Raw genomic sequence first — 24503 nt, forward strand, 5'->3', positions numbered from 1 at the left:
TTTGGCTGAGCCAAACTAGGATTGTTTTGTCTTGAAATGATAATAAGCTCCCAACATACCTGCTGTATTTTGGTGATGGGCAAATTCTAATCGTGTTTTTTCAGCTAGACTTGGTACCAAGGCCGCCTTCAAGGCTGTGCGAATCTTGGGTTTGAGGATTGCCTCTTGCCCCATGATACCGCCACCAAGAATGACTACTTCTGGATTGGCCACATAGCAAATATTTGCCAGACCTTTTCCTAGATAGTCTACCATCCGGTCAATGCCTTCCATGCAAATTTTGTTTCCTTCGGTAGCTTCCTTAAAGATACGTCGGCCATTCCACTGATCAACTGGATCTCCATGACCTGCTGCTACATACTCCACCAAGGCTGTCGTAGAGGCCAAGTCTTGGAAATCTCCATCCTGCATATGCATATAACCGACTTCGCAGGCTGAATTGCTAAAACCATGGAAGATTTTTCCATCCATAATCAAGCAACCCCCGATACCTGTTCCAATAGTCAAGCAAAGAGTGACACTCGCTCCCTTGCCTGAACCAGATACCGCTTCAGACAGACCAGCACAGTTGACATCATTTTCAATCTCACAAGGAATATCAAAGCTAGTCTCGATTTCCTTCTTAAACTGGGTTCCTGCATAGTTGGGGATTTGCGGTCCAGCGTAGAAAATCTCACCTTTATCTGGATCCACCATTCCTGCAGAAGAAATAGCAACACCTGCTACTGGGCCTTTTTCTTGATAGCTGGCAACGATATCTTTTGTCTTTTGTAAGATATGGGGACCACCCTTATGCGCCTCAGTTGGCATTTCATGGGATTCAACAAGTTGGCCTTCTTGGTCGATCAAACCATATTTGATGTTGGTTCCACCGATATCAATTGCAACGTAGTGTGTCATAAATACCTCCTTATGGATTAGAGGAAGCGCTCCTTGGTTTCGCGAATCAATTGAGCAGCTGCTTCTACAACTGGGCGATCTTCTTCAGTTACTGGTGTCAATGGTGAACGAACAGAACCAATGTTCAAGCCTTCATTGATCTTCAAGACTTCTTTGATGACACCATACATATTTCCATGTGCAGAAGTGAGTTTGCCAATGATTGCGTTGATAGCATACTGCAATTCACGCGCTGTTTCCAAGTCTTTGTCAGCAATCAACTGATTGAGTTTCAAGAAGAGTTCTGGCATAGCACCATAAGTACCACCGATACCAGCTTTAGCTCCCATGAGACGACCACCTAGGAATTGTTCATCTGGACCGTTAAAGACGATGTGGTCTTCTCCACCAAGGCTGACAAAGGTTTGGATATCTTGAACTGGCATTGAAGAGTTCTTAACACCGATGACACGTGGGTTTTTCAACATTTCTGTGTAGAGACTTGGAGTCAAAGCAACACCTGCTAACTGAGGAATGTTGTAGATAACGTAGTCTGTGTTTGGAGCTGCAGAACTGATATCGTTCCAGTATTTAGCAACTGAGTATTCTGGCAAGCGGAAGTAAATCGGTGGAATCGTTGCAATGGCATCTACACCCAAGCTTTCTGCGTGGCGAGCAAGTTCCATACTATCCTTGGTATTGTTGCAAGCTACGTGAGCAATGATGGTCAATTTCCCTTTGGCAACTGCCATGACTTCTTCCAAAATCAATTTACGGTCTTCAACACTTTGGTAGATACATTCACCAGAAGAACCATTAACATAGAGGCCTTGAACACCTTTATCAATGAAGTATTGAACCAAGGCACGTGTACGTTCTGGGCTTACTTCTCCTTGATCATCATAACATGCGTAGAAGGCTGGAATGACACCTTCGTATTTTTTTAAATCTGACATAGATTTTCTCCTAAGATTTCTTTTTTTCTGCTAAGAGCAGGATTTATTCTTTACGTGTTTAGTATACACCTTGTGAAAAACGCTTTCAATATCTTGTGTACACTTAGATTTTAGTTTCGATATGTATTTTGAAATGTTTATGGCTTGAAAGTAGTTTCAGAAACAAGCCATCTTATTGATATTTTGCGAAAATTTTCTCCATCAATCCAGTCTGGATAAAGACCAATAGTCCAAACCCAAAAAGTAGGAAGGCTGAGCCACCTAAAAGTAGACTGAAAGCGGACAGATAAAGAACCATCACAATGAGAAAAAGAATGGCTAACATGAGGAAGAACCATGGAAAGTTAAAACTTGCCAAAATAAGTCCTTTTTGTAACACTTCTTTCCAAGTTAAATCATAGCGTGCAGCGATGGGATAGCTAGCCAACATCACGATAGTGAGGAAGATAAGAACGCCTAGACAGATAGCTTTCACCATTTGGAAAGGCATAGCTGTCTGACCCCAGAAGAGATAGAGATCTAGAAGGCTTAATGAAACAATGCCCAACTCAAGCAAACCTAACTGAAGACCTAGCTTCAGATTTTGCTTGAAAGCTCTTAAATAGATTTTAAAGACAGGCACACGTCTGCTCTTCTTAATCTCAAACATAGTCTCGTAAAGGCTAATCTTGGCCACTCCAATCGTCACAATGGGCAAACAAGAGACGACAAAAAGAAGATTGGCTGTCACGATATCCAAGACCTTCTCACTAAAACGCATGAGAAAGTTATCTGTATCAAATGCTGCCTTGATAAGGCTTACTCCTTTTTGTGCCATGTTTGCGCCTCCTGATTTTTAATCAATCAAAATTTTAAAGAGATATTTGCGAACCTTCTCTTCCATACCTGCATAGCCATTTGGCTGGTGTGGTTCTCCTGGGAAGAAAATTGCAAAATTGTGATAACCCAACAAGAGTGGGTAGTGTTCATGACAATGAACAAAGCCAATATCACTTGCTTCGTCGAATGCTACTGCTTCATCTTTGATACGTGAACCATAGCTCGAATATTCATGTCCTTCTACCAGCAAATGCAAATCTGCATAGTTTTTATGATGCTCAAATTGATCATTTTCAGCTTGATTGAGGACATTTTCCTGAACAACTAGAAAGACCTTGTCCCCGTCAATCTCATACTTTCCTAACTCGAAAGAATCTTTACGATGTTGATAGAGATAGTCGATAGCATTGTCTAGATTAGGATGAATCCCCTTGTAAAAGGTAATATTTTTCAAATCGTCAAAAATCATACTCTTTCCTTCGTTTCTGATAGTTAACTAAAATCATTCTTAAGTTGATAAGTGTCTAACAAAACTTCATAAAGTAACTGCATACCCTCCATTTTGTAGACACTTATAACTCTATATTTCCATAGTATGCCAAGACTACTTCCGCCATCTTGACACACCAGTTTACTTTTCTTATCCTTTAACAGCTCCCATAGTAATACCCTGAGTAAAGGATTTTTGGAAGACTAGGAAGACTGTTACGATTGGCACAGCAGCAAGAGCTGCACCTGCCATAATCAAACCATAGTTGGTTGCCATTTCGGCCTGCATGGTTGCAACCCCGAGTGAGATAGTCAAGTTTTGACGTGAAGTCAACATAACCAACTGCATGAAGTAGTCGTTCCATGTATTGATGAAGGTGAAGATTGCAAGGGCTGCAAATCCTGGTTTCACAATCGGGAAGGCTACGCTCCAGAAAGTACGAATCTCACCACAACCGTCGATTTTAGCTGACTCAAGCAACTCTGTAGGGATATTCTCACTGAACTGTTTCATAAGGAAGACACCGAATGGCCATCCAATCAAAGGCAAGATAACTGCCCAAAGAGTGTCATGGATTCCCATGAAGTTGACGATACGTACCAATGGTACAAGGACAACTTGTTTTGGAAGTGCCATGGCAGCGATGAAGATGGCAAATAGAATACGTTGACCATAGAAACGTTTTTTTGCCAAAACATAACCTGCTAGAGAAGAGGTTGCACAAACTAAGAACATGGTTACCAATGAGATAAACACAGAGTTCCACATCCACTGCATAGCAGGGTTTTGCACCATAAGTTGTTGGAAGTTCTCCATAGTTGGCATTTTAGGGAACCATTGTGGTGGAATAACGATTGTATCCGGTTGTGATTTGAAGGCACCTGTCAAAATCCAGTAGAATGGAAAGATGAACAGCACGGTCAACAAGAGCAAGATAATAGTTGAAATAACAGTGAAAGCTGTTAAAGGTTTCTTTTGTGTAGATTGCATAGCTGTCTCCTTTCTTTAATATTCTACGTCGTTTCCAAGTACTTTAAATTGAACAAAGCTTACGATAGCGATCATCACTGCCAAGAAGACACCGATTGTGTTTGCATAGCCGTACTCTGTCAACTGGAAGGCTTTTTCGTAAAGGTAGTACATAAGTGTACTTGTTGAGTAGTTTGGACCACCAGATGTCAACAACTGAATTAAGGCGAAACACTGGAATGAGTTGATTGTTGTAATGATTGCGATGTAAAGTGTTGTTGGAAGGAGGCTAGGCCATTTAATCTTCCAGAACACTTGCAATTCAGTCGCACCATCAACACGCGCAGCTTCCACCAATGAATTGTCAATATTCCCCATAGCAGCGATATAAAGGATAATCGGCTGACCAACAGATGTAGTCAAAAGGATAATCATAATCGCCATCAACGCCCAGTTTTTATCTCCCAACCAAGAAATGTTTTGGCTGATGATGTGGCTTGACTTAAGGACAAAGTTTAGAATCCCTGATAGTGGGTCATAGATCCATTTCCAAACAACTGTTACGGCAACACTACCTGTTACAACAGGAAGGAAGAAGACGAAACGGTAGAAAGATCTGGCAATGGCATTTTGATGATAGGTCTGAGATGCTACAAAGAGTGAGAATAGAACAACAACTGGTACAGATCCAATAACCAGAATCACGGTATTGATCAAAGACTTCATAAAGACAGGGTCTTTAAACATGCGAACGTAGTTGTCCAAGCCCACAAACTCAAATTTAGTCATTGAGTAGTTAAAGAAACTTGTAATGAATCCCATAATCATAGGAGCCAATACAAAGATGACAAAGAAGAATAATACTGGTGCTAGGAAAGCGTAGGAAATCACTGTTTCCCGCATACGAATTTTATTGACTTTCACAGTCGGCACCTCTCTTTCAAATAGAATAATTTTTTGACTTTCTTGAACTGTTTTAAAATCAAAATGAAATTTTTTAAGATTCGCTTATGTAAGAACTTCATTTTAATTTCGTGACAGTTCCTTACATTTCAAACAAAATCCTCCCTTTTCTTACATAGACTTTGCACAGGGAAAAGGGAGGGATCAATCTGATTTAGTGCTTATTGTTTTGTAGCTTTTTTAATTGTTTCGTTAGCTTTTTCAGTGAAGGCTTTCAAAGCATCCGCTGGTTTTTCGTCACCATTTGATACAGATTGCAACATTGGGAACCAAAGTGTTCTCATTTCAGCAAAACCATTGATAGTGTTGTAGTATGGTGAGTAGTATTTAGTCCAACCACTGATTGTTTCCATACGTTTGTCTTCATAAAGTTTGCCAAATGAAGTACGAACTGGGAAGGCACCTGTACGAACAACGTCTTTTGGACCCCATTCTTTGTCATCTGCGATGAATTGAACGAATTTCGTAGATGCTGCAACTTTCTTGTCGTCTTTGTTGTTGAATACTGCAAATCCGTTTACAAGGTATTCAAGAGCTGGTTTACCTGAATCTGATGGGAATGGTACTTCTACCACTTCTACTTTACTTGCTTCCAAGAGTTTAGCTTGGATACCGTTTTGAGCTGGTGCCCAAAGGATTGTGTAAGATGTTTGACCGTTGGCAAAGTTTTGGATATCTGCTCCACCGTCAAATTGTGAACCGTTGTTCAACAAACCGTCTTTGATCCAGCTAGCTGCTTTTTCAAGACCTTTGACGAATTTAGGATCATCAGTTGTATATTTTGTTACATCTTTATCTGTTACAGAAGCTCCATAAAGGTTAGAGATGAAGGCACGTGTTCCTTGGTCTCCCCCTTGACCAGAACTGAACAATGAACCTGGTGTATATCCTTTTGCTTTAAGCGCTTTCAAAACTTTTTCAAAATCATCAGTTGTCCAACCTTCTTTTACAAGATTTGCAACGCCAGCTTCTTCTAACATTTTCTTGTTCATAGCCATGTAGAATGGAGCTGAACTGATTGGATACATGTAAGCTTTGTCTCCAGCTTTACTTGCTTGTACGATATTTTCGTTGTTAACATCTTTGACGAATTCATCTGTGAAGAGGTCGTTCAACTCAGCCAATTTACCGTTTTTACCGTATTGGATGATACGTCCTGGTGCGTCAAAAAGTACGTCTGGAGCTGTTCCTGCTTCGATAGCTGTTGTGATTTTTTCAGGACCTGACTTGAAGTCGATGGTTTCCAATTTCACTTTTACATCTGGATTTGCTTTTTCAAACGCTTCGATGATTGATTTTTCATATGTTCCAACACCGTCACCAGTTTTTTCTTGAGTGAAGACTGGGAATGCCCACCAAGTGATTTCTGTTTTAGCGCCATCTCCACCTGATTTAGCAGCATCTTTGCTACCGCCAGAATTACCACATGCAGCAAGGCCAAGAACCGCAGCACCCGCAAGTACTGTACAAGCTAGTTTTCTAAATTTCATTTGTATTCTCCTAATTGATAAGCGTATCCATATTGGATAATGAGTAAGATTGCATTTGTATACGTTTTCATTTCGTCCGACGCATCCACCACTCTCCTCTGTTTTTAAATTGTGTTATTTAAGACCAGCAACGAAGCGTTCTGTAATCTCTTTTGGTCTAGTAATAGCGCCACCTACAACGATGCCTCGCACTCCATATCCAAGGATTTGTTTGGCTTGTTCTGGTGTATGAATTTTCCCTTCTGCAATGACATCTACACCGGCATCACAGAGTTTTTTTATTAATTCAAAATCGGGACCATCCACTTTTGGACTGTAAGATGTGTATCCTGATAAGGTTGTTCCGACAAAGTCAATTCCTGCTTCAACAGCTGCTAGGCCTTCTTCAAAAGTACTTGTGTCAGCCATCAAGAGCTGGTTAGGGTATTTTTCCTTAACCTGACGAATGAACTCTTGAATCTCCAAACCATCGTAGCGTTCACGCTTGGTACAATCCAGAGCAATCACCTCGATGTCAAGCTCTGCCAATTCATCAACTTCTTTCATAGTAGCCGTGATGAAGGGTTCTTGCGGTGGATAATCTCGTTTAATTATCCCAATGATTGGAAGGTTTGTAACCTCCTTGATTTCCTTGATATCGCGAACACTGTTTGCTCGGATACCGACTGCTCCACCTTGCTCAGCCGCTTTGACCAGCAAGGGAATGACTCCTCCCGCTTCTGTGTAAAGCGGTTCGTGAGGAAGGGCCTGACAAGAAACGATGATTCCATCTTTGATTTGTTCAATCAAGGCTTCTTTAGTAATCTGTGGCATCCTCTTTCCTCCTTTTCTTTGTTCTTATGAGTTTATTATATATCATTTGTGAAGCGCTTTCAATACTTTGTAGTAGAATAGATTTCAGTTTCAAAAGTTATTTATTTCAAACAGGCCTGCTGAAAGTACTTTCAGCAGGCCTGTTTGAATTTTTTAGGAGAATACCAATGTTTATTGTACAACTTCAGACAGTTTTACTTTACGATCTTCAAACATAGATTTTGTACAAGCATCTGCAGTAGCAATTGCTTCTAGAGCCGCTTCACCTGTCAACAATTTTGCAAATTCTTCTGATACTGGAGCTCCTTGCATAATCTCATGCAGATAGCGCATTTCTTTGTCAATGACAGATGATAACCATAATGGAGTACGTTTACCTGGTTTACCATAAGCAATTGCTCCGTCCATCTCTGTACTATGATAGATACGAGTCCGATCATCATCTTCTTCTTGCGATTCATGAATCAAGAAATAACTTTCTTGTCCATCTAGCTTAAGAGTTCCTTTACAGTTGAATAAGTCTAAGCGGATAGCACCTTTCGTTCCTTGAATCAAAACATAATGTTCACCCCAACGATAAGCTGAACCCCATTCTAACAAGGCAAAACGCTTATTAGAAAATTCCATATTGACAAAAATCATATCATCTTCATCACCGAAATTTTCACCTTCATGGGCTACATTTCCACCTGTCATGGTTACAGTTTCAGGCATACCACCCATAAGGAATTGCACGCAATCCAACTCATGGATGTGGTGATACAAGTGACCACCTGATTTTTCACGGATTTTTTTCCATGATACTGATGGTTGTTGTTCTTCCCAACCATTACGAGCTGTGTGACAGTATAGAACGTCTCCAATAACTCCTTGATTAATTAGTTCTTTTGCATGATGAACACCATTAAAGAAATTCATAATATGTCCTGCCATAAAGGTTACATTGTTTTCTTTACATGCATCTACCATCTCGCGACAATCTTGATAAGAAAGCGCAATTGGTTTTTCACAGAAAACATTTTTGCCATGTTGTGCAGCCTTAATAACTGGTTCTTTATGAAGATTATTTGGAGTTGCGACAATAACACAATCTACTTCATCGCTAGAAACCAAATCATCTAAGGAGCTTGCTACTTTTGCTCCCAATTCTTCTGCAATTGCTTCTGCATTATCTGGATCATAGAGAAGAGTAATCTCTGCTCCATCATTCTTTTGCATATAACGAGCTAACTCAGCCCCAAAATATCCTGTTCCAACAACACCATATTTAACCATGTTTTTCTCCTTTATTATTGAATAAACTTTCTAATTTTAACTTATTTTACAGATCCTTCTGACAATCCACTTGCAATCTTATTTTGGATGATAGAGAAGAAAATGATTGATGGAAGAACTACAATAACAGATGCTGCCATCATATCTCCCCAGTCTAGTATTTCTGAACCATTAAGTGAACGAAGAGCTACTGCTACTGTCATCTTTCCTGTATTGTTAATCAAAATCAAAGCATACAGGAATTCATTCCAAGCATTGATAAATGTATAAATAGCTGTTGCTACAATACCTGGTGCTACAATCGGTAGTACAACTTTATAAAAAGTAACAAATTTATTTGCACCATCAATTCTAGCTGCTTCTTCAATTCCAATTGGAACTGTTTGGAAAAATCCAACTAAGAGCCATACTGCATATGGAACACTAAAAGATAGATAAACCATCATCAAGCCAAATAAACTATTTGTTAATCCAACTTTAGCAATGGCAATTGAATAGGGAATTGCTAACAAAATTGGTGGGAAAATGTAGGTAATAACGAGTAGTCTCGACATGATTGCTCCCAATTTAGGGAAGAATCGAACAATACCGTAGGCTGCCATAGCAGAAATAATAATCGCAATAACAGTTGTAGCTAAGGCAATGATTAAACTGTTTCGAATATTATCAATAAAGTGCAAATCGTTGATAACATGTGTAAAATAATCTAATGTAAATTGTTCAGGCCAAAATCGTGTTGGATACTGAGTTAATTCCCCTTTCCCCTTGACAGACGATATGATAATCCATACCAATGGGAAAATTGCAACAATGGTCGCACCTATCAAGAGTACATGTGAGAGAATATCTAAATAAATACTGGATTTCTTCTTCATTATTTTCTACCCTCCTTTTCCCACTTACTGATGATAGCAAAGTAGATAAAGCAAATCGCCACCAAGAAGATAAAGAGCAATACTGTAACTGCTGAGGCACGACCCAACAATTTAGTTCCCCACCCTAGGTTGTAAGCAAAAATTGGAAGCGTCGTTGTAGCATTGGCTGGTCCACCACCAGTAATTAGGTAGATAATGTCAAAGTTATTAAAGATCCATACAGTTCTCAAAACAACTAGAAGCCCTACAACCACTTTAATATGTGGAAAGACGATAAATTTGAACACTTGCCAACTTGAAGCACCATCTATCTTAGCAGCCTCAAATTGTTCTTCGGGTACTGTTTGCAAAGCTGAAAGCACATTAACCATAATCATCGGCGCTCCAAACCAAATGTTGATAAACACCAAACATAGGAATGCCCATGTACTATCTGTCAAAAATGCAGGCGTATGTTCCATTAAACCTAATTTTACGATTAGATTAGGTAAGTAACCATAAACCCCGTTTAGAATCCACTGCCAAGAAAAGGCAATAACGATGGTAGGAAATGCCCAAGGAACAATCAATAAGGTCCTATATAATTTCTTGAAGTGGCGTACTCTGTGAAGAGCTAAAGCCAATACAAACCCTACTAAAACTTGACCAACTAATGAGAAAACGGTCCACTTAATTGAATTAAAGAACGCATTAAAGAAGTTGGGATCTGATAGCACAGCTTTATAGTTAGCTAAACCAACAAATTTATAATTAGGCATAATCAAATGCTTATTGGTAAAGCTATAAAAAATACTCGAGAAAAACGGATAAACAAAGAGTAATCCTACGATAATCATAGCTGGCAAAACAAATATCCAGCGAGTTAAATTACGTTCTTTAACCATTCTCCTTCTCCCTTCTTTTACAAGATTGGGCTAGGGCTTTTCAGCTCACTAGCCCACCTATTTTCTAGTCTTTTACATCTACTGAGCAGCCTCAAATAAATCGTTTAATTGTTTTTCTGCTTCTTTTGCTGCTTTCATAGGATCTGTTCCATTTGAAATGATATCTTGGAACATTTGTTCAATAATGTGTTGGTTAGTCAACATACCAGCTTGTACACTTGGTCCATTTTCATAACCAATAGCAGTACCTTTTTTAACAGCTTCAGTAATCACTTCTTCAGCATGTTTAAATTTCTTACGAGTTTCATTTTCTTTATAGGCTGCAGAATCGCTAATTCCCTTAATAGTTGGCAACATACCTACTGGAGTTGAATCAAGGAATTTAATGTAGTCTTCTTCATTATAAAGTGATTCCAAGAATGCTTTAGCAACTTCTGGGTGTTTTGAATTTTTCCAAACAACCATTGGAATGTTTGAGGTTTCAATTCCTTGGTCCTTATCAGATTCTTTGATTTTTGGAATAGGATAAGCATCAATCGAATCAATCAATTGAGGACTGTTGGCATTAATCCCTCCAATATGGAAGCCAGAGTTAAAGTCAAATGCTGTTTTTCCTTGGTAGAACAAGGTAGCTTGTTGAAGGACATTAAAGTTCAAAGAATCTTGAGGTGAGATTTCTTTATACATTTTAACCCAGTATTTAATACCATCTTGAGCAAGTTGGCTTGTCAAATCTGCTTTAAGATCTTTTGTCAAGAGACTTCCACCACCACTACGAACATAGAAGTTCAAGAAACGTGTTGCCATTAAGTCATTTGTTCCGAACGGAACAGACAAGCCATAAACTCCAGCTTCTTTCAATTTTTTAGAAGCTTCATAGAGTTGATCCCAAGTTTTAGGAACCTCAATATTATGTTCTTTTAACAAATCTGTTCTAACCCACATGACTTGTGCATGTGAATAAAGAGGAACAGAGTAGTAATCATTTCCGATTTTTGCTTCATTTAAGGCAGTTTCGTTAAATTTATCCTGTCCAATACGCTTGATAGAATCGTTTAGCGGAACCAAAGCATCTGAGTTTACCATTTCCATTACTTGGTTAGGAAGGGCTGTACTGATATCTGGCACATTTCCATTTGCTAAACCTGTAGTCCATTTAGTATAGAAGTCATTCCAAGAAAATGTTTCAATCTTGATTTTCGTTTTTGGATGTTTTTGCATGAAAGCATCTGCTGATTTTTGAATACTTTCTAAACGTGGTCCTTGAGTAAAGGAGTGCCACATCGTAATCTCACCAGATAATTCTGTCGGTGGTTCAGTGTCAGCTGTAGCTTCTTTCTTTCCTGAACAAGCTACCAAGGCAACGGCTGCTAGCGCAACTCCAGCTAAACATAAAAACTTTCTCATTTTTTTCATTGTTCTTCCCTTTCTACATTAAGAAATCGCAACTTTAAAGACAACTTTTTTCACAGGTTCATCATTTATACGAACCTTCGGTTGATGTAAATCTTCTGGAAAAGTGATGAGGCATTCGCCAGCTCTCAAATGAACTAACTGTTCCACTTTCCCTGTGTATAATTCAATATCTTTTTCTTCATCATATTTTTGGGTAACGCTTACATTTTCCGGCGACGTAACAGCCATGGCTTCTTCGTTTTCCAAAACTAAATGAATATCCAAATATTTTTGGTGTGTTTCAAAGAAAGCCCCTGCTTGACCATCTGCTAGATAAGTAAAGCAATTCCCAAACAATCGATCTCCATCAATATCAATCGGACCTTCTGTTAAATTTTCTAGTCCTGTTTTTTCTAGAAAATCTATTAATGTTTCAAAATGTGGATTTACTCCCACATAAGTTTCTAAACGACTAATTTTTGTAATAATCATACCGTATCCTCCTTTCTACATCTAGTTTCACCAATAACTTTTTAAGAGAGAAATACTCTACATTTCATTCTCTAAATTAGTTTTGTTAGCGTTTTCAAATAGAGTATACTTTTTTTTTTTTAGCATTTCAACTCTTTTTCTAATTTGGAATTTAGTTTCAAACCTTTTTAACTATGTCAACTATATTAAAAGTACTTTCAAAAATAAGTAGATTTCTTGCAATACTTGTTTCGAGTGCACAAATTAAGAAACAGAAAAAAGAAGAAAGTGGAAAACTCAATTTCAGGAGAAAATGAAGTAGATATAGTATGTTGAAGTTAGAATAGTACGCTACGACTTCTAAAACATTGCTAGAAATTAAATTGACTTTCTTAACAGATTTGTTCACATCTTATTTCAATCTACTATCTTCCCACAATAAAACGCATAATATCAAGGTTTCTTAATCCCCTGATACTATGCGTATTTATGATTTTTAAGATTTTGTGCCTAGAGTCAACCCCTTATTTTAGATATTTAAAAGGAATCGCACTACCACAAAGCCAGTTGTAGACTTGGTCATTGACAAAAACATTCATGGCTTCGTGAGCATATTCAGGCATGATGCGATAGGCCTTATCGCAGGTCAGGCGGTTGTATATCGCAAACTGGGTAATAGGGTAGCAAACATCGTCATCCAAGCCCGTAATCATCTTAACCTCACCCTTGATACGATGGGCAAGATTTTTCACATCGATATAGGCAATGGTCGCCATGATTTCCTCCTCAGTTTCATGGAAGGGGTCGTGAAACTTGAAATAACGGAAAAGTTCGTCATAGGCTTCACTTGTATTACCAATCTCAAGCACTCGTCTAAAGTCAGACAAGAAAGGATAAATGGCAACTGTTTTCTGAATTCGAGGACTGAGCGCTGCTGCAACTAGAGCTAGAGCACCTCCTTGTGAGGCACCATAGCTAGAAAGACGCTTCTCATCAACCTGAGACAGACTAGCAACAATTTCAACCAACTGGTAAATATCAAGATAAACATCCTTATAAAAGAGGTGATCCCGACCTTCCACAGCACCACGGATAATATGCCCCTTAACCGTATTTCCTAAAGGAGAACGCAAGCCGTCTTGTGAATAGCCCGACTGACCTCGAACGTCCATGGAAACAACACCGTAACCAGCTACGGTGAAGACCAGCATGTCGGCCCAATCCCAGCCACGTCCCATATAACCATGGAAATGGAAGATTAGAGGAACTTTTTCCTCACTCTTTGGAAGAACGACGCGTGCATAAACCTTGCCTTCATTGGTTCCTTCAAACGTTAACTCATAGCACTTAATTTGAGGAATGTGGAAATCTCTTTCCTCCAACTGATAGGCTGGAAGATTGGAAACTTTTTTCACTTCCTCATCCCAGAAAGCATCAAAGTCTTCTGGAACCTCATCCCGTCCTTTATAAGTCTTGATTTCTTCTAACAAAGCTGGATTTTTCATAATATGCTCCTTTTGTTTTGTAATCGCTACCATAACTGTAGCATATCTAAGTAATCAATGCAAGAAAGAAGGATAAATAGAAAAAGAATTTAGATTTCCTTTCTTCAAACCTACTGACAGAAAGTATAATCAATTGAATCTAGAATAGTACCAATTAACTTCTAAAGTATTTTTAGAAATTAATGTGAATGTCCCAGTTGATTTGTCTACAGCTTATCTCGATATACTATAGTTTCAATGGCGATTGGACAGAGAATCATTTATCAGAAAGCGAGGTAACATCATGAAAGCAATCGGTACGCAAATATTACAGACAGAACGTTTGATTTGTGGAGAGTGATGCAGAAGCTATGTTTCAAAATTGGGCTTCGTCTGCTGAGAATCTAACCTACGTCACCTGGGATCCGCATCCTGATGTCGAGCTGACTCGAAATTCGATTTGAAATTGGGTTGCTTTCTATGCTAATCCTAACTATTACAAATGGGCCATTTGCCTCAAAGAAAACCCAGAACAAGTGATAGGAGATATCAGCGTCGTTGAAATGCACGAGGAAGATTTAAGTTGTGAAATTGGCTATGTTTTAGGAAAAAACTATCGAGGTCGTGGTCTTATGACAGAGGCCTTAAAAGCTGTGTTGGACTTTTGTTTTATTCAAGCAGGATTTCAAAAAATCAAAGCTCGATATGCCAGTCTCAACCTAGCTTCAGGCCGTGTCATGGAGAAGGCTGGAATGTTCTATCTAAAGACTGTTGCAAATGGGGTAGAGAGAAAAGGCTATATTGCGGACCTTATTTATTATCAGATAAGCGGAGAAGACAGATAAACTTAAAATTTATTGCTTATCCGCTGTTCTTATTTTTTATTTACTATTTCATTTATCCTTTCTTTTCCGAATAAATAGATAGTAGCAGTGAATCTAGTGATCTTAGATTTAAAACTGTGGTATAATAAAAGGAGGAAAAGGATGATTCTAAGACATCCGGGCATTAGCCCAACTAATGACTTAGTAGCTAAGAAGATTTTTAGCAACCCAGAGATTACTTGTCAATTTATTCGCGATATGCTGGATTTACCTGCAAAAAATGTGACCATTTTGGAAGGAAGCAATATTCATGTCTTGCCTTCCATACCTTACTCGGCGCAGGATTTCTATACCAGTATAGACGTCTTGGCGGAGTTGGACAATGGCACCCAAGTTATCATTGAAATTCAGGTGCATCATCAGAATTTTTTCATTAATCGTCTGTGGGCCTACCTGTGCAGTCAGGTCAATCAAAACCTCGAAAAAATACGTCAGCAAGAGGGTAATACCCACCAGAGTTACAAACACATCGCACCAGTATATGCTATCGCTATCGTGGATAGCAACTACTTCCAAGATGATTTGGCCTTTCATAGCTTTAGCATGCGAGAGGATACGACAGATGATGTCTTAACCATCACAAACAACGGTCAGGAAAACCATCTGGTCAAGATGGCATTCTTGGAATTAAAAAAATATAGAGAAACCAGCAAAGACGAGGTTCGCAAGCCGTGGTTGGAGTTTTTCGGCAATAAACCCTTTACCCAAGCACCCGAGCGAGCTATCAGTCAAGCAGACCAACTGCTAGACTACAAGAGCTGGTCCGAGGAGGACAGGAAGATGTTTAGTGAACAACGTAGACGCGAAGAACAAGCCTTGTTAGCGCAGGACTATGCCTTGGAAACTGCTAGAGCAGAGGGAGTTGAACAAGGTTTCGAGAGTGGGAAAATCTTTACCTTTCTAGATTTAGTACGCCAACATGTTTTAACTTCCGAATTTGCAAGTGAGCAATTGGGTATGACTGTCTCTGAGTTTGAAGAACTATTGAAAGAGCATCATAAATAAGAACTAAAAAATATAGAGAAACCAGCAAAGATAAGATTCGCAAGCCGTGGTTGGAGTTTTTGTAAATCATTAAATCAATGACAGATTTTTCCGTAATAGATGGAAGAATCTGTTTTTTTAGTTATGCTAGATGTGGGCTCTGAAATAGTAAGATATAGTGTATTGAAATAAGATATGAACAAAGAAATTAGGAAAGTCAAATTATAGTTAAATGAAATAAAAACTGAACAAATTGATTGCGGAATTCAAGCTAATTTCTAGCAATGTTTTAGAAAACTCGGTGGACTATTTCGGATTCAATCTACTATAATTTATAGAAATCTTTTAGAATCCACAGTGTGCTATTTTAGATTCAATAAATTGTGCTTTTAGTAACGAAAAAAGAGCATTTTCGCTCTTTCTTCTTTTATTCAATCTTAATTTTTTGCTTCTTTCTTCTGGAAAGTAGTTTGGTAATTTACTTTAATCGTTACTGTCATGTGAGAGTCCTCGTTTCTTTTTGATGATTCTAGTATAAGGGCCAAACCTGAAAGCTAGCTTAAGATTTCCTTATAGAAAGCTTAATCTAAATGTTCTTTCTTTTCCAGATGAAGAGCTATCATGCGCCACTCTGGATCCTCTTGCCAGCCTTCTATAGAACTAATGTAACTAGCAACCTTTCTGGCTTCTTCTAAAATCGGAAAATCTTCGATAATATCAGCCACTTGAAACTCTGGTAGTCCTGATTGTCTGGTTCCAAAAATCTCACCAGAACCACGCATTTTCAAATCTTCTTCGGCCAGGACAAATCCATTGGTCGTTTCTGTCATGATGCGCATGCGGTCTTTCCCAGAATCCGTCTTAGGATTGGCAACGAGAACTGCATAAGACTGCTTATCTCCCCGACCCACACGACCTCTGAGCTGGTGAAGCTGGCTGAGCCCGAAGCGATCCGCATCCATGATAATCATAACGGTCGCATTGGGAACATTGACCCCAACCTCGATAACCGTTGTAGAAACCAGAATATCCGTTTTTCTCTCTTTGAAATCCTGCATTATCTGGTCTTTTTCGTCACTCTTCATCTTACCATGTAGAAGAGCCACCTCTGCCTTACCCGCAAAATGAGTTGTCAACTCTTCTGATAAGGCAATGGCATTTTTCAAATCCAGAGCTTCTGATTCTTCAATCAAGGGAGAGATGACATAGGCTTGAGAACCTTTTTGGATTTCCCCCTCTAACCAAGTCAAGACCTGAGGTAATTGCTCATGCTTGATCCAGCGAGTCACAATAGGCTTCCGTCCTGCTGGCATCTGGTCGATAATGGAAACATCCATATCGCCAAAAGCTGTGATCGCCAAGGTCCGTGGTATGGGAGTCGCTGTCATCATGAGGACATCTGGGTTGTCGCCTTTTTCTCTCAGAACACGCCTTTGCCCTACACCAAAGCGGTGCTGCTCATCGATGATAATCAAGCCCAGACGAGCATAATCTACCCCATCCTGAATCAGAGCATGAGTTCCGATAATCAAATCAGCCTCACCCTTGGCAATAGTCTCCAAGACTTCTCTCTTTTCTGCAGCTTTCAAGGAACCTGTCAAGAGAGCCAGTTTCAAGTTAGGAAAAAGGTTCTGTAAACTCTCAAAGTGTTGCTCTGCGAGAATTTCTGTTGGAACCATGAGAGCAGCCTGGTAGCCAGCTGTCACTGCCGCAAACATAGCCAAGCCAGCGACTACCGTTTTCCCGCTCCCCACATCCCCTTGTAGGAGACGATTCATGTGGTGGTCCGACTTCATGTCGGTCAAAATTTCCTGCAAACTCTTTTCCTGAGCTGGGGTCAGGGCAAAAGGCAGCCTTTCTTTGACTTCTGTCACTTTTTTCTGAGACCAGTTCAGAACCAGACCACTTCCCTGAACTCTATTTTCAGACTTGAGCATCTGCAACTGCATTTGGAAGTAAAAGAGTTCCTCAAACTTGATACGGCGAAGGGCCTGCTTGTATTCTGTCAAATCCTTAGGAAAATGCATAGCTCGGACTGCCTGACAACGGGACATGAGTTTGTATTTGTCCAGCAAAGACTGGGGAAGATTTTCTTCTATCAAGAGGTCCAGTCCCTGATCAAAAGCCGTCTTGATGACCTTGACCAGACTGGCTTGACTGATTCCCTGAGCCAGACGATAGACAGGTTGGAGGTCATCTTCCACCTGAGCTAGGACCTTCATCCCTGTCAGACTAGCCTTGGCGCGGTCCCATTTTCCAAAAACAGCAAGGGTTGCTCCCAACTCTATCTTATCAGCTAGATAAGGCTGGTTAAAGAAATTCACCGCAAAAACGACTTCTCCCTGCTTAAGACTAAAGCGTAGGCGATTGCGCTTGAAACCATAATACTGGACACTAGCAGGAGTCACGACTTGACCAGAAAGAACTGCCTTTTCACCGTCTTCTAGTTCCAATACTTGCTTGGTCTTAAAATCTTCATAACGGAAAGGAAAGTAGAGCAAGAGGTCTTGCAAATTTTCAATTCCTAGTTTGGCGTATTTTTCTGCTGACTTTGGTCCCACACCAGGTAAGACATGCAAGGGTTGATGTAGATTCATGCTCCACTCCTTTCTTTTCTAATAATATTCTCTCGGAATGCGATCGCTGAGAAGACAAACCACCTCATAGTTAATAGTCCCGCGATAGGCCGCTACCTGAGTAGCTGTGATTTCCTTGCCCCCGTTAGAACCAATTAAGGTTACCTTTGTTCCTAAGGGATAAAGCTTAGGCAGACGAATGGTGATTTGGTCCATCGAAACCCTGCCGACGATTGGGCAGGCTTCCCCATCTATCAAGACAGAGAAATTCTGCATGTCACGTGTCCATCCATCCGCATAGCCAATTGGTACCGTCGCGATGACTTGCTCACTATCTGCCTGATAGGTCGCTCCATAGCCCATACAAGCTCCGGATGGAACTGTCTTGACATGAACCAGGGCAGATTCCAAGGTCATGGCTGGTTTTAAGTCATAGGGTAAGTCCAAAACCTCTCCACTTGGATTGAGACCATACATAGCATCTCCCAAACGAACCGCGTTAAAAATAGTCTCTGCATGCCAAAGAGTCGTTGCCGAATTACTGGCATGAACCAGCTCTGGAAGACCTTTCATACTGGCCAAAATAGTTTTAAACCGTTCTAACTGGGCATTAAAGTAAGTATCTGATTCCTCGTCTGCAGTAGCAAAGTGGGTAAAAATCCCTTCAACACCAGCACCGTGTTGTTGGAGCAAGGCTTGAGCCTGCTCAGCTTCACTAGCCTCTCGAAAACCAATCCGTCCCATTCCTGAGTCAATCTTAAGGTGGACTGTCAATCCAGTTAGGTCAGCTTCCTTATCTAAGAGTGCTTGAATCCACTCCAGTCCAGCCACAGTCAAGGTGATATCGTATTCTTTAGCAAGAGAAACAGCTTCTAGATCAGAAACTCCTAAAATAAGAATTCGTTTGCTGAGTCCAGCCTGTCTGAGTTCAATAGCTTCATCGATATTGGAAACGCAAAAGCCATCAACTTCATCCTGAATCGCCGTCGAAACAGCAATAGCCCCATGCCCATAGGCATTAGCCTTGACTACTGCAAATTTGAGCGTCCCTTCAGGGATATGAGCCCCCATTTGCTGAATATTTTGTCGAATAGCTCCCAGATGAATCAGAGCCTTGGTTGGTCTATGTGGACTAGCTTTCATGATTTTCCTCCAAAATGACACTGGCTGTCACAAACTGATCTGTGTGGCTGATAGACAGCCAAATCTTTCCTGAAAATGGTGCCTGACTAAAATAAGGCGCCCCGCGTTCATTGTTCAAGACTTCCAAATCCTGAAAACCGAGCTTGCCAATGCCCGTTCCCATAGCCTTGGAAAAGGCCTCCTTAGCCGACCAGCGACCAGCTAAATATTCTATTTGCCTGCGCCCTTTAAGACTGTTAAACCGTTCCATTTCATTAGCGGTCAGCACGCGCTTAGCAAATCCTTCATGTCGTGTAACTGCGCTTTTTATAGAAGCCAATTCTTCAATGTCAATTCCGTGTCCAACTATCATTCTCATCAAAAGGAGTTGAGATTCCCCAACTCCATCCTTTTCACTTATTTTGTCAAGGTAGCATAAATCTCTTCTACCAAGGCCTCTGTATTTTCCCAACCCAAGCAAGGATCGGTAATAGAGCAACCAAAGACCTCTGGTTGGTTTTGACGACCATCTGCTAGGTAAGATTCAATCATAAAGCCTCGAACTGTCTTTTTAATCTTCTCATTCCAATCACGATTTTGCAAGGTCTGGCGAACAATTCGAATCTGCTCCATATATTGCTTTCCGGAATTATCATGGTTGGTATCAATGAGGATAAAAGGATTTTCAAGCCCCATAGTCTCATAGCGTTCAATGGCATTTAGCAGGGTTTCATAGTAAAAGTTAGGCTCATTTTTCCCATATTCATTAACTGCACCACGAAGGATGACGTGGGCCAAGGGATTTCCTGAAGTCTCAACTTCTTGACCATGGAAGAGGAAGGTCTGTTTATTTTGAGCAGCATAGATGCCATTAAACATGACACCAAGATTTCCTGAGGTTGGATTTTTCATCCCGACCGGTGCATCAATCCCTGAGGCCACAAAGCGGTGCTCTTGGTCTTCCACAGAACGAGCTCCTACAGCATGGTAGCTGACCAAGTCATCCACCAAGACCAGATTTGACGGATAAAGCATCTCATCTGCCGTTGTCAAACCAGTCTCTGTAATCACGCGGTAGTGCAACTGGCGCACAGCCTGCAAGCCGTTAATCAGACTTGGAGCCTTAGAGGTATCTGGTTGGTGAACCAAACCTTTATAGCCGTCTCCGTTAGTACGAGGTTTAGCAGTATAAACACGCATAACCATGAAAATCTTGTCCGCCACCTTCTTCTGCAAGGCTGATAAACGGCGGGCATATTCCAAGACAGCCTCTTCATTATCAGACGAGCAAGGACCAATCACCAAAAGGATACGGTCATCTTCTCCTGAAATAATGTCTGCTAATTCTCTATCACGGCGCTCCTTTAGTCGCAAGGCTCCCGCAGACAATTGGGTTTCTGCCTTGATTGCTTCAATATCGATTTCTTGACCTTTTTCAATAAATGCCATTCTATTCTCCTAGCGTTTGGTAGATTTCTCTGACAAGGGCTTCCGTATTATCCCAGCCAAGGCAAGGGTCTGTGATAGACTTGCCAAATACTTCCGGTTCGTTCTGACGGCCGTCTTCTAGATAAGACTCAATCATAAAGCCACGAACGTACTGCTTGATTTTTTCATTCCAATCACGGTTAATCAAGGTCTGGCGGACAATTCTAATCTGGTCCATATATTGCTTACCAGAGTTGTCATGATTGGTATCCACAATGATAAAAGGATTTTCCAAGCCCATCTTCTCATACTGAGCAATAGTATCCATCAAATTATCATAGTAGTAGTTAGGAATATTCTTACCATACTCATTGATTGCTCCACGAAGAATAGCGTGCGAAAGCGGGTTCCCAGTTGTTTCCACTTCTTTTCCTAAGAAAAGGAAACTTTGTTTGTTTTGAGCAGCATAAATCCCATTAAACATAACATTGAGATTTCCAGATGTTGGATTTTTAAACCCAGTCGCGAAATCTGCTCCACTTGCCACAAAGCGGTGTTGCTGGTCTTCAACTGAACGGGCACCAACCGCCATGTAAGAAATCAAATCATCCACAAGCGGTAGATTTTCAGGATAAAGCATTTCATCAGCCGTTGTCATTCCTGTTTCTGTGATAACACGATAGTGAAGATGGCGAACGGCTTTGATTCCATTGATAAGACTAGGCGCTTCTGTCGCATTAGGCTGGTGAATCAAGCCCTTATAGCCATCTCCGTTGGTACGGGGTTTAGCAGTATAAACACGCATAACCATAAAGATACGGTCTGCCACTTCTTCTTGCAAAGCTGCCAAACGCTTAGCGTATTCAAGAACAGCTTCTTCATTGTCAGATGAGCATGGCCCGATTACCAAGAGAATCCGCTGGTCTTCTCCACGTATAATGGCTTCTAGCTCTTGATCGCGCTGTGATTTTCTCTCCAAAGCTTGACCTTCTAATTTTGATAAGGCACGAACTTCTTCAATATTAATTTTAGGACTTTTTGCTGTAAATACCATAACTCATCTCCTTATAAATCAAACGGATACCAAGTAAAAATTTACTTTTCACAAGGTATCCGCCTCTAAACTATCTCATTTTATTGTCTTTTACCGTGACAGTTTTTAAACTTCTTACCAGAACCACATGGGCAAAGTTCATTCCGTCCAATCTGGCTCAAATCCAAATCTTCTGGTATATTTGCTTGGTGGGCAGCGATATTACGGGTCGCTGTTGTACTGATATGGTGTTCTGCTTGTGGTCTTTCTTGTTCATGAATTTGTGCTTTCATCATCAAGCGTGTCACATCAAACTCAATCGAACCAATCATGTCATTAAACATACGGAAACCTTCTGCCTGATACTCAACAACAGGGTTGTTCTGAGCATAGCCACGAAGTCCAACCGCGTTACGCAATTGATCAAGGGCATCGATATGATCTGTCCACTTGTTATCCACCACTCGTAGAATCAAGACTTTTTGGAATTCTTTCACTGCTTCTTCATCGCGTAATTTTGAAACCTGACTATCGTAAACCTTCAAGGCACGTTGGAAGAGTTCTTCCTTAATAGCCTTATCAGACAAGCCTGACAAGTCTTCCATCGTAATAGAATCTTCTGGAAGCAAGTTGTACTTAGCAAAGTTCAAAATTGCCTCTAGTTTTTCATCTTGTTTGGCACGCGCATGACCATCAACGACACGACCAATCGTGCGTTTAATCATAGCCTGAATTTCAGGTGCCAAGTCACGATCTGCAGTGATGACATCGTAACGTTGAGCATAGATAATCTCACGTTGTTCACGCATGACGTCATCGTATTGAAGGACTTGTTTACGGGTATCGTAGTTATTTCCTTCGACACGTTTTTGCGCTGCTTCAACCTGACGTGTCAACATACGAGACTCAATGGCCTCTTCAGACATGTTGAGACGTTCAAAGATTCCCTTCAAGCGTTCAGAACCAAAACGTTTCATCAAATCATCTTCAAGAGATAGGTAGAATTGTGACTCACCTGGGTCTCCTTGACGACCTGAACGTCCACGAAGCTGGTTATCGATACGACGGCTTTCATGACGTTCTGTACCAATCACACAAAGTCCACCCAATTCGCGAACTCCTTCACCAAGCTTGATGTCGGTACCACGACCGGCCATGTTGGTTGCGATAGTAACAGCACCACGTTGACCAGCATTCATGATGATTTGGGCTTCTTTATAGTGGTTTTTGGCATTTAAGACTTCGTGAGGAACGCCAGCTGCGACTAATTTCTTAGAAATGTAGTCACTAGTTTCAACCGCTACTGTACCAACCAAGACAGGCTGACCTTTTTGGTAACGAGCCTTAACGTCTTCGACAACCGCCTTAAACTTAGCCTCGATACTTGCATAAAGAAGGTCTGAGTGGTCAATACGTTGAACAGGACGGTTTGTTGGGATTGGAATAACACGAATGTTGTAGATTTCACGGAATTCTTCTTCCTCAGTCTTACCTGTACCTGTCATACCAGACAATTTCTTGTACATACGGAAAAGGTTTTGGTAAGTGATTGAGGCAGATGTCTTGGTTTCATCCTGAATTGGCACACCTTCTTTAGCTTCAATGGCTTGGTGCAATCCATCAGAATAACGACGACCTTCCATGGTACGACCTGTAAATTGGTCAACGATCAAGATTTCTTGCTCTTCGCTCACCACATAGTCAATATCGAGAAGCATGATGTAGTTGGCACGAAGGGCGTTATCGATAAAGTGAGTCAGAGCTACGTTTTCGATGTCATAGAGATTGTCAAGTTTGAAGTAGCTTTCAGCCTTGTCAATCCCTGAATCAGACAAACCAATAGTCTTAGACTGCACATCGATGATGTAGTCGTCTTTATCCAAAGATTTCACATAGTGGTCTGCCATGTGATACAACTGACTGGTTTCAACTGCGTTAGCACCTGATACGATCAAAGGTGTACGGGCCTCATCAATCAAGATTGAGTCAACCTCATCGACCAAGGCATAGTTAAGCGGGCGTTGTACCATGTTTTCAGCACGAACGACCATGTTATCACGAAGGTAGTCAAATCCGATTTCTGAGTTGGTTGAGTAAGTAATATCACACTCATAGGCTTCTTTTTTCTCCATTGGAGATTTGGCAGCCAAGTTAATTCCTACTGACAAGCCAAGCCATGAGTACAATTCACCCATCTCAGTCGCGTCACGTTCTGATAGGTATTCATTGACCGTAACTACGTGAACCCCTTTACCTGAAAGGGCATTGAGGTATACTGGCATGGTCGCAGTCAAGGTTTTCCCTTCCCCTGTACGCATCTCTGGCACGTCACCATGGTGAAGAACGATTCCCCCCATGACCTGAACCTTATATGGGAAGAGGCCTAGGACACGTTTGGCACCTTCACGGACAACCGCAAATGCTTCATAAAGCAGTGAATCCAGTGATTCTCCATTTTGATAACGTTCTTTAAATTCAACTGTTTTTGCTTTTAGTTGGTCGTCAGTCAAAGCAGCCATTTGGTCTTCATATTTGAAAACCTTGTCAGCCATCTTTTCCAGACGACGGATTTCTCCTTTATCATTTTCGATAATTGTTTTTAAAATATTAGCCATGTTTTTCCTTACTTTAAATTCCGAATATTTTAGAATGTTCTTTTAATTTTAGCACAATTACTGATTATTTTCAAGGAAGAATCCCCATTTTGAAAAGG

The 24503-nt window shown here is 40.6% G+C and carries 21 protein-coding genes and 1 pseudogene; 2 read left to right on the forward strand and 20 right to left on the reverse strand.

Features of this window, described 5'->3' with window-relative positions; genetic code table 11:
• Positions 1 to 15: 15 nt before the first annotated feature.
• The 14 genes from N8O43_RS02830 to N8O43_RS02895 all read right to left on the reverse strand — a co-directional run bounded on the left by N8O43_RS02830 (position 16) and on the right by N8O43_RS02895 (position 13784).
• Positions 16 to 900 (reverse strand): ROK family protein, encoded by an 885-nt coding sequence (locus N8O43_RS02830; RefSeq protein WP_261089367.1) that lies wholly within the window; start codon positions 898 to 900, stop codon positions 16 to 18.
• Positions 901 to 917: 17 nt separating this feature from the next.
• On the reverse strand, positions 918 to 1835 hold the full coding sequence (locus N8O43_RS02835; RefSeq protein ID WP_153195740.1) for a dihydrodipicolinate synthase family protein: 918 nt from the start codon (positions 1833 to 1835) through the stop codon (positions 918 to 920).
• A gap of 172 nt (positions 1836 to 2007) precedes the next feature.
• Positions 2008 to 2652 carry a YesL family protein gene (locus tag N8O43_RS02840; RefSeq protein WP_261024804.1) on the reverse strand — a complete coding sequence of 215 codons (645 nt, stop codon included), beginning with the start codon at positions 2650 to 2652 and terminating at the stop codon, positions 2008 to 2010.
• Between the two features lie 18 nt (positions 2653 to 2670).
• Positions 2671 to 3123 (reverse strand): NanQ anomerase/TabA/YiaL family protein, encoded by a 453-nt coding sequence (locus tag N8O43_RS02845; RefSeq protein WP_261089370.1) that lies wholly within the window; start codon positions 3121 to 3123, stop codon positions 2671 to 2673.
• A gap of 171 nt (positions 3124 to 3294) precedes the next feature.
• Positions 3295 to 4134 carry a carbohydrate ABC transporter permease gene (locus N8O43_RS02850; protein WP_033676563.1) on the reverse strand — a complete coding sequence of 280 codons (840 nt, stop codon included), beginning with the start codon at positions 4132 to 4134 and terminating at the stop codon, positions 3295 to 3297.
• A 15-nt stretch (positions 4135 to 4149) separates the two neighbouring features.
• Positions 4150 to 5016, reverse strand: coding sequence for a carbohydrate ABC transporter permease (locus N8O43_RS02855; RefSeq protein ID WP_153198773.1), 867 nt, complete (start codon positions 5014 to 5016; stop codon positions 4150 to 4152).
• Between the two features lie 221 nt (positions 5017 to 5237).
• Positions 5238 to 6566 (reverse strand): ABC transporter substrate-binding protein, encoded by a 1329-nt coding sequence (locus tag N8O43_RS02860; protein WP_261089371.1) that lies wholly within the window; start codon positions 6564 to 6566, stop codon positions 5238 to 5240.
• Between the two features lie 114 nt (positions 6567 to 6680).
• Positions 6681 to 7379 carry an N-acetylmannosamine-6-phosphate 2-epimerase gene (locus N8O43_RS02865; RefSeq protein ID WP_033676556.1) on the reverse strand — a complete coding sequence of 233 codons (699 nt, stop codon included), beginning with the start codon at positions 7377 to 7379 and terminating at the stop codon, positions 6681 to 6683.
• Between the two features lie 171 nt (positions 7380 to 7550).
• Positions 7551 to 8654: a Gfo/Idh/MocA family protein gene (locus N8O43_RS02870; RefSeq protein ID WP_000241730.1), complete on the reverse strand. Its 1104-nt coding sequence runs from the start codon at positions 8652 to 8654 to the stop codon at positions 7551 to 7553.
• A gap of 41 nt (positions 8655 to 8695) precedes the next feature.
• Positions 8696 to 9529 (reverse strand): carbohydrate ABC transporter permease, encoded by an 834-nt coding sequence (locus N8O43_RS02875; RefSeq protein WP_000730468.1) that lies wholly within the window; start codon positions 9527 to 9529, stop codon positions 8696 to 8698.
• Positions 9529 to 10413 carry a carbohydrate ABC transporter permease gene (locus N8O43_RS02880; protein WP_000237988.1) on the reverse strand — a complete coding sequence of 295 codons (885 nt, stop codon included), beginning with the start codon at positions 10411 to 10413 and terminating at the stop codon, positions 9529 to 9531. Before N8O43_RS02880 ends, N8O43_RS02875 begins: the two co-directional genes overlap by 1 nt.
• A gap of 78 nt (positions 10414 to 10491) precedes the next feature.
• The gene (locus N8O43_RS02885) at positions 10492 to 11829 is read right to left on the reverse strand and encodes an ABC transporter substrate-binding protein (RefSeq protein WP_261089372.1); all 1338 of its coding nucleotides are present in this window, start codon (positions 11827 to 11829) and stop codon (positions 10492 to 10494) included.
• An 18-nt stretch (positions 11830 to 11847) separates the two neighbouring features.
• On the reverse strand, positions 11848 to 12300 hold the full coding sequence (locus N8O43_RS02890; RefSeq protein WP_045611131.1) for a YhcH/YjgK/YiaL family protein: 453 nt from the start codon (positions 12298 to 12300) through the stop codon (positions 11848 to 11850).
• A 503-nt stretch (positions 12301 to 12803) separates the two neighbouring features.
• Positions 12804 to 13784, reverse strand: coding sequence for an acetylxylan esterase (locus N8O43_RS02895; RefSeq protein ID WP_261089373.1), 981 nt, complete (start codon positions 13782 to 13784; stop codon positions 12804 to 12806).
• 283 nt (positions 13785 to 14067) lie between these two features.
• Here N8O43_RS02895 and N8O43_RS02900 point away from each other — a divergent pair.
• Both N8O43_RS02900 and N8O43_RS02905 read left to right on the forward strand, forming a co-directional pair.
• Positions 14068 to 14608 (forward strand): annotated as a pseudogene (locus tag N8O43_RS02900) (GNAT family N-acetyltransferase).
• Between the two features lie 141 nt (positions 14609 to 14749).
• On the forward strand, positions 14750 to 15652 hold the full coding sequence (locus tag N8O43_RS02905; protein WP_261089374.1) for an Rpn family recombination-promoting nuclease/putative transposase: 903 nt from the start codon (positions 14750 to 14752) through the stop codon (positions 15650 to 15652).
• Positions 15653 to 16212: 560 nt separating this feature from the next.
• On the opposite strand, the gene recG is transcribed toward N8O43_RS02905, so the two are convergent.
• From recG to secA, 6 genes are all read right to left on the reverse strand, one after another.
• The gene (recG, locus tag N8O43_RS02910; protein ID WP_261089375.1) at positions 16213 to 18228 is read right to left on the reverse strand and encodes an ATP-dependent DNA helicase RecG; all 2016 of its coding nucleotides are present in this window, start codon (positions 18226 to 18228) and stop codon (positions 16213 to 16215) included.
• A gap of 18 nt (positions 18229 to 18246) precedes the next feature.
• Entirely contained in the window at positions 18247 to 19350 is a 1104-nt protein-coding gene (gene alr, locus N8O43_RS02915) for an alanine racemase (RefSeq protein ID WP_261089377.1), read from the reverse strand.
• A complete protein-coding gene (gene acpS, locus N8O43_RS02920; RefSeq protein ID WP_261089463.1) occupies positions 19340 to 19702 on the reverse strand; it encodes a holo-ACP synthase in 363 nt (120 codons plus the stop codon). Before acpS ends, alr begins: the two co-directional genes overlap by 11 nt.
• A gap of 44 nt (positions 19703 to 19746) precedes the next feature.
• Positions 19747 to 20778, reverse strand: coding sequence for a 3-deoxy-7-phosphoheptulonate synthase (locus N8O43_RS02925; protein ID WP_261089379.1), 1032 nt, complete (start codon positions 20776 to 20778; stop codon positions 19747 to 19749).
• Between the two features lies 1 nt (position 20779).
• Entirely contained in the window at positions 20780 to 21811 is a 1032-nt protein-coding gene (locus tag N8O43_RS02930) for a 3-deoxy-7-phosphoheptulonate synthase (protein WP_000232190.1), read from the reverse strand.
• A gap of 80 nt (positions 21812 to 21891) precedes the next feature.
• Positions 21892 to 24405: a preprotein translocase subunit SecA gene (gene secA / locus N8O43_RS02935; protein WP_070526829.1), complete on the reverse strand. Its 2514-nt coding sequence runs from the start codon at positions 24403 to 24405 to the stop codon at positions 21892 to 21894.
• Positions 24406 to 24503: the final 98 nt, after the last annotated feature.

The sequence above is a fragment of the Streptococcus mitis genome (assembly GCF_946190335.1).
GTDB classification, from domain to species: Bacteria; Bacillota; Bacilli; order Lactobacillales; family Streptococcaceae; genus Streptococcus; species Streptococcus mitis_CH.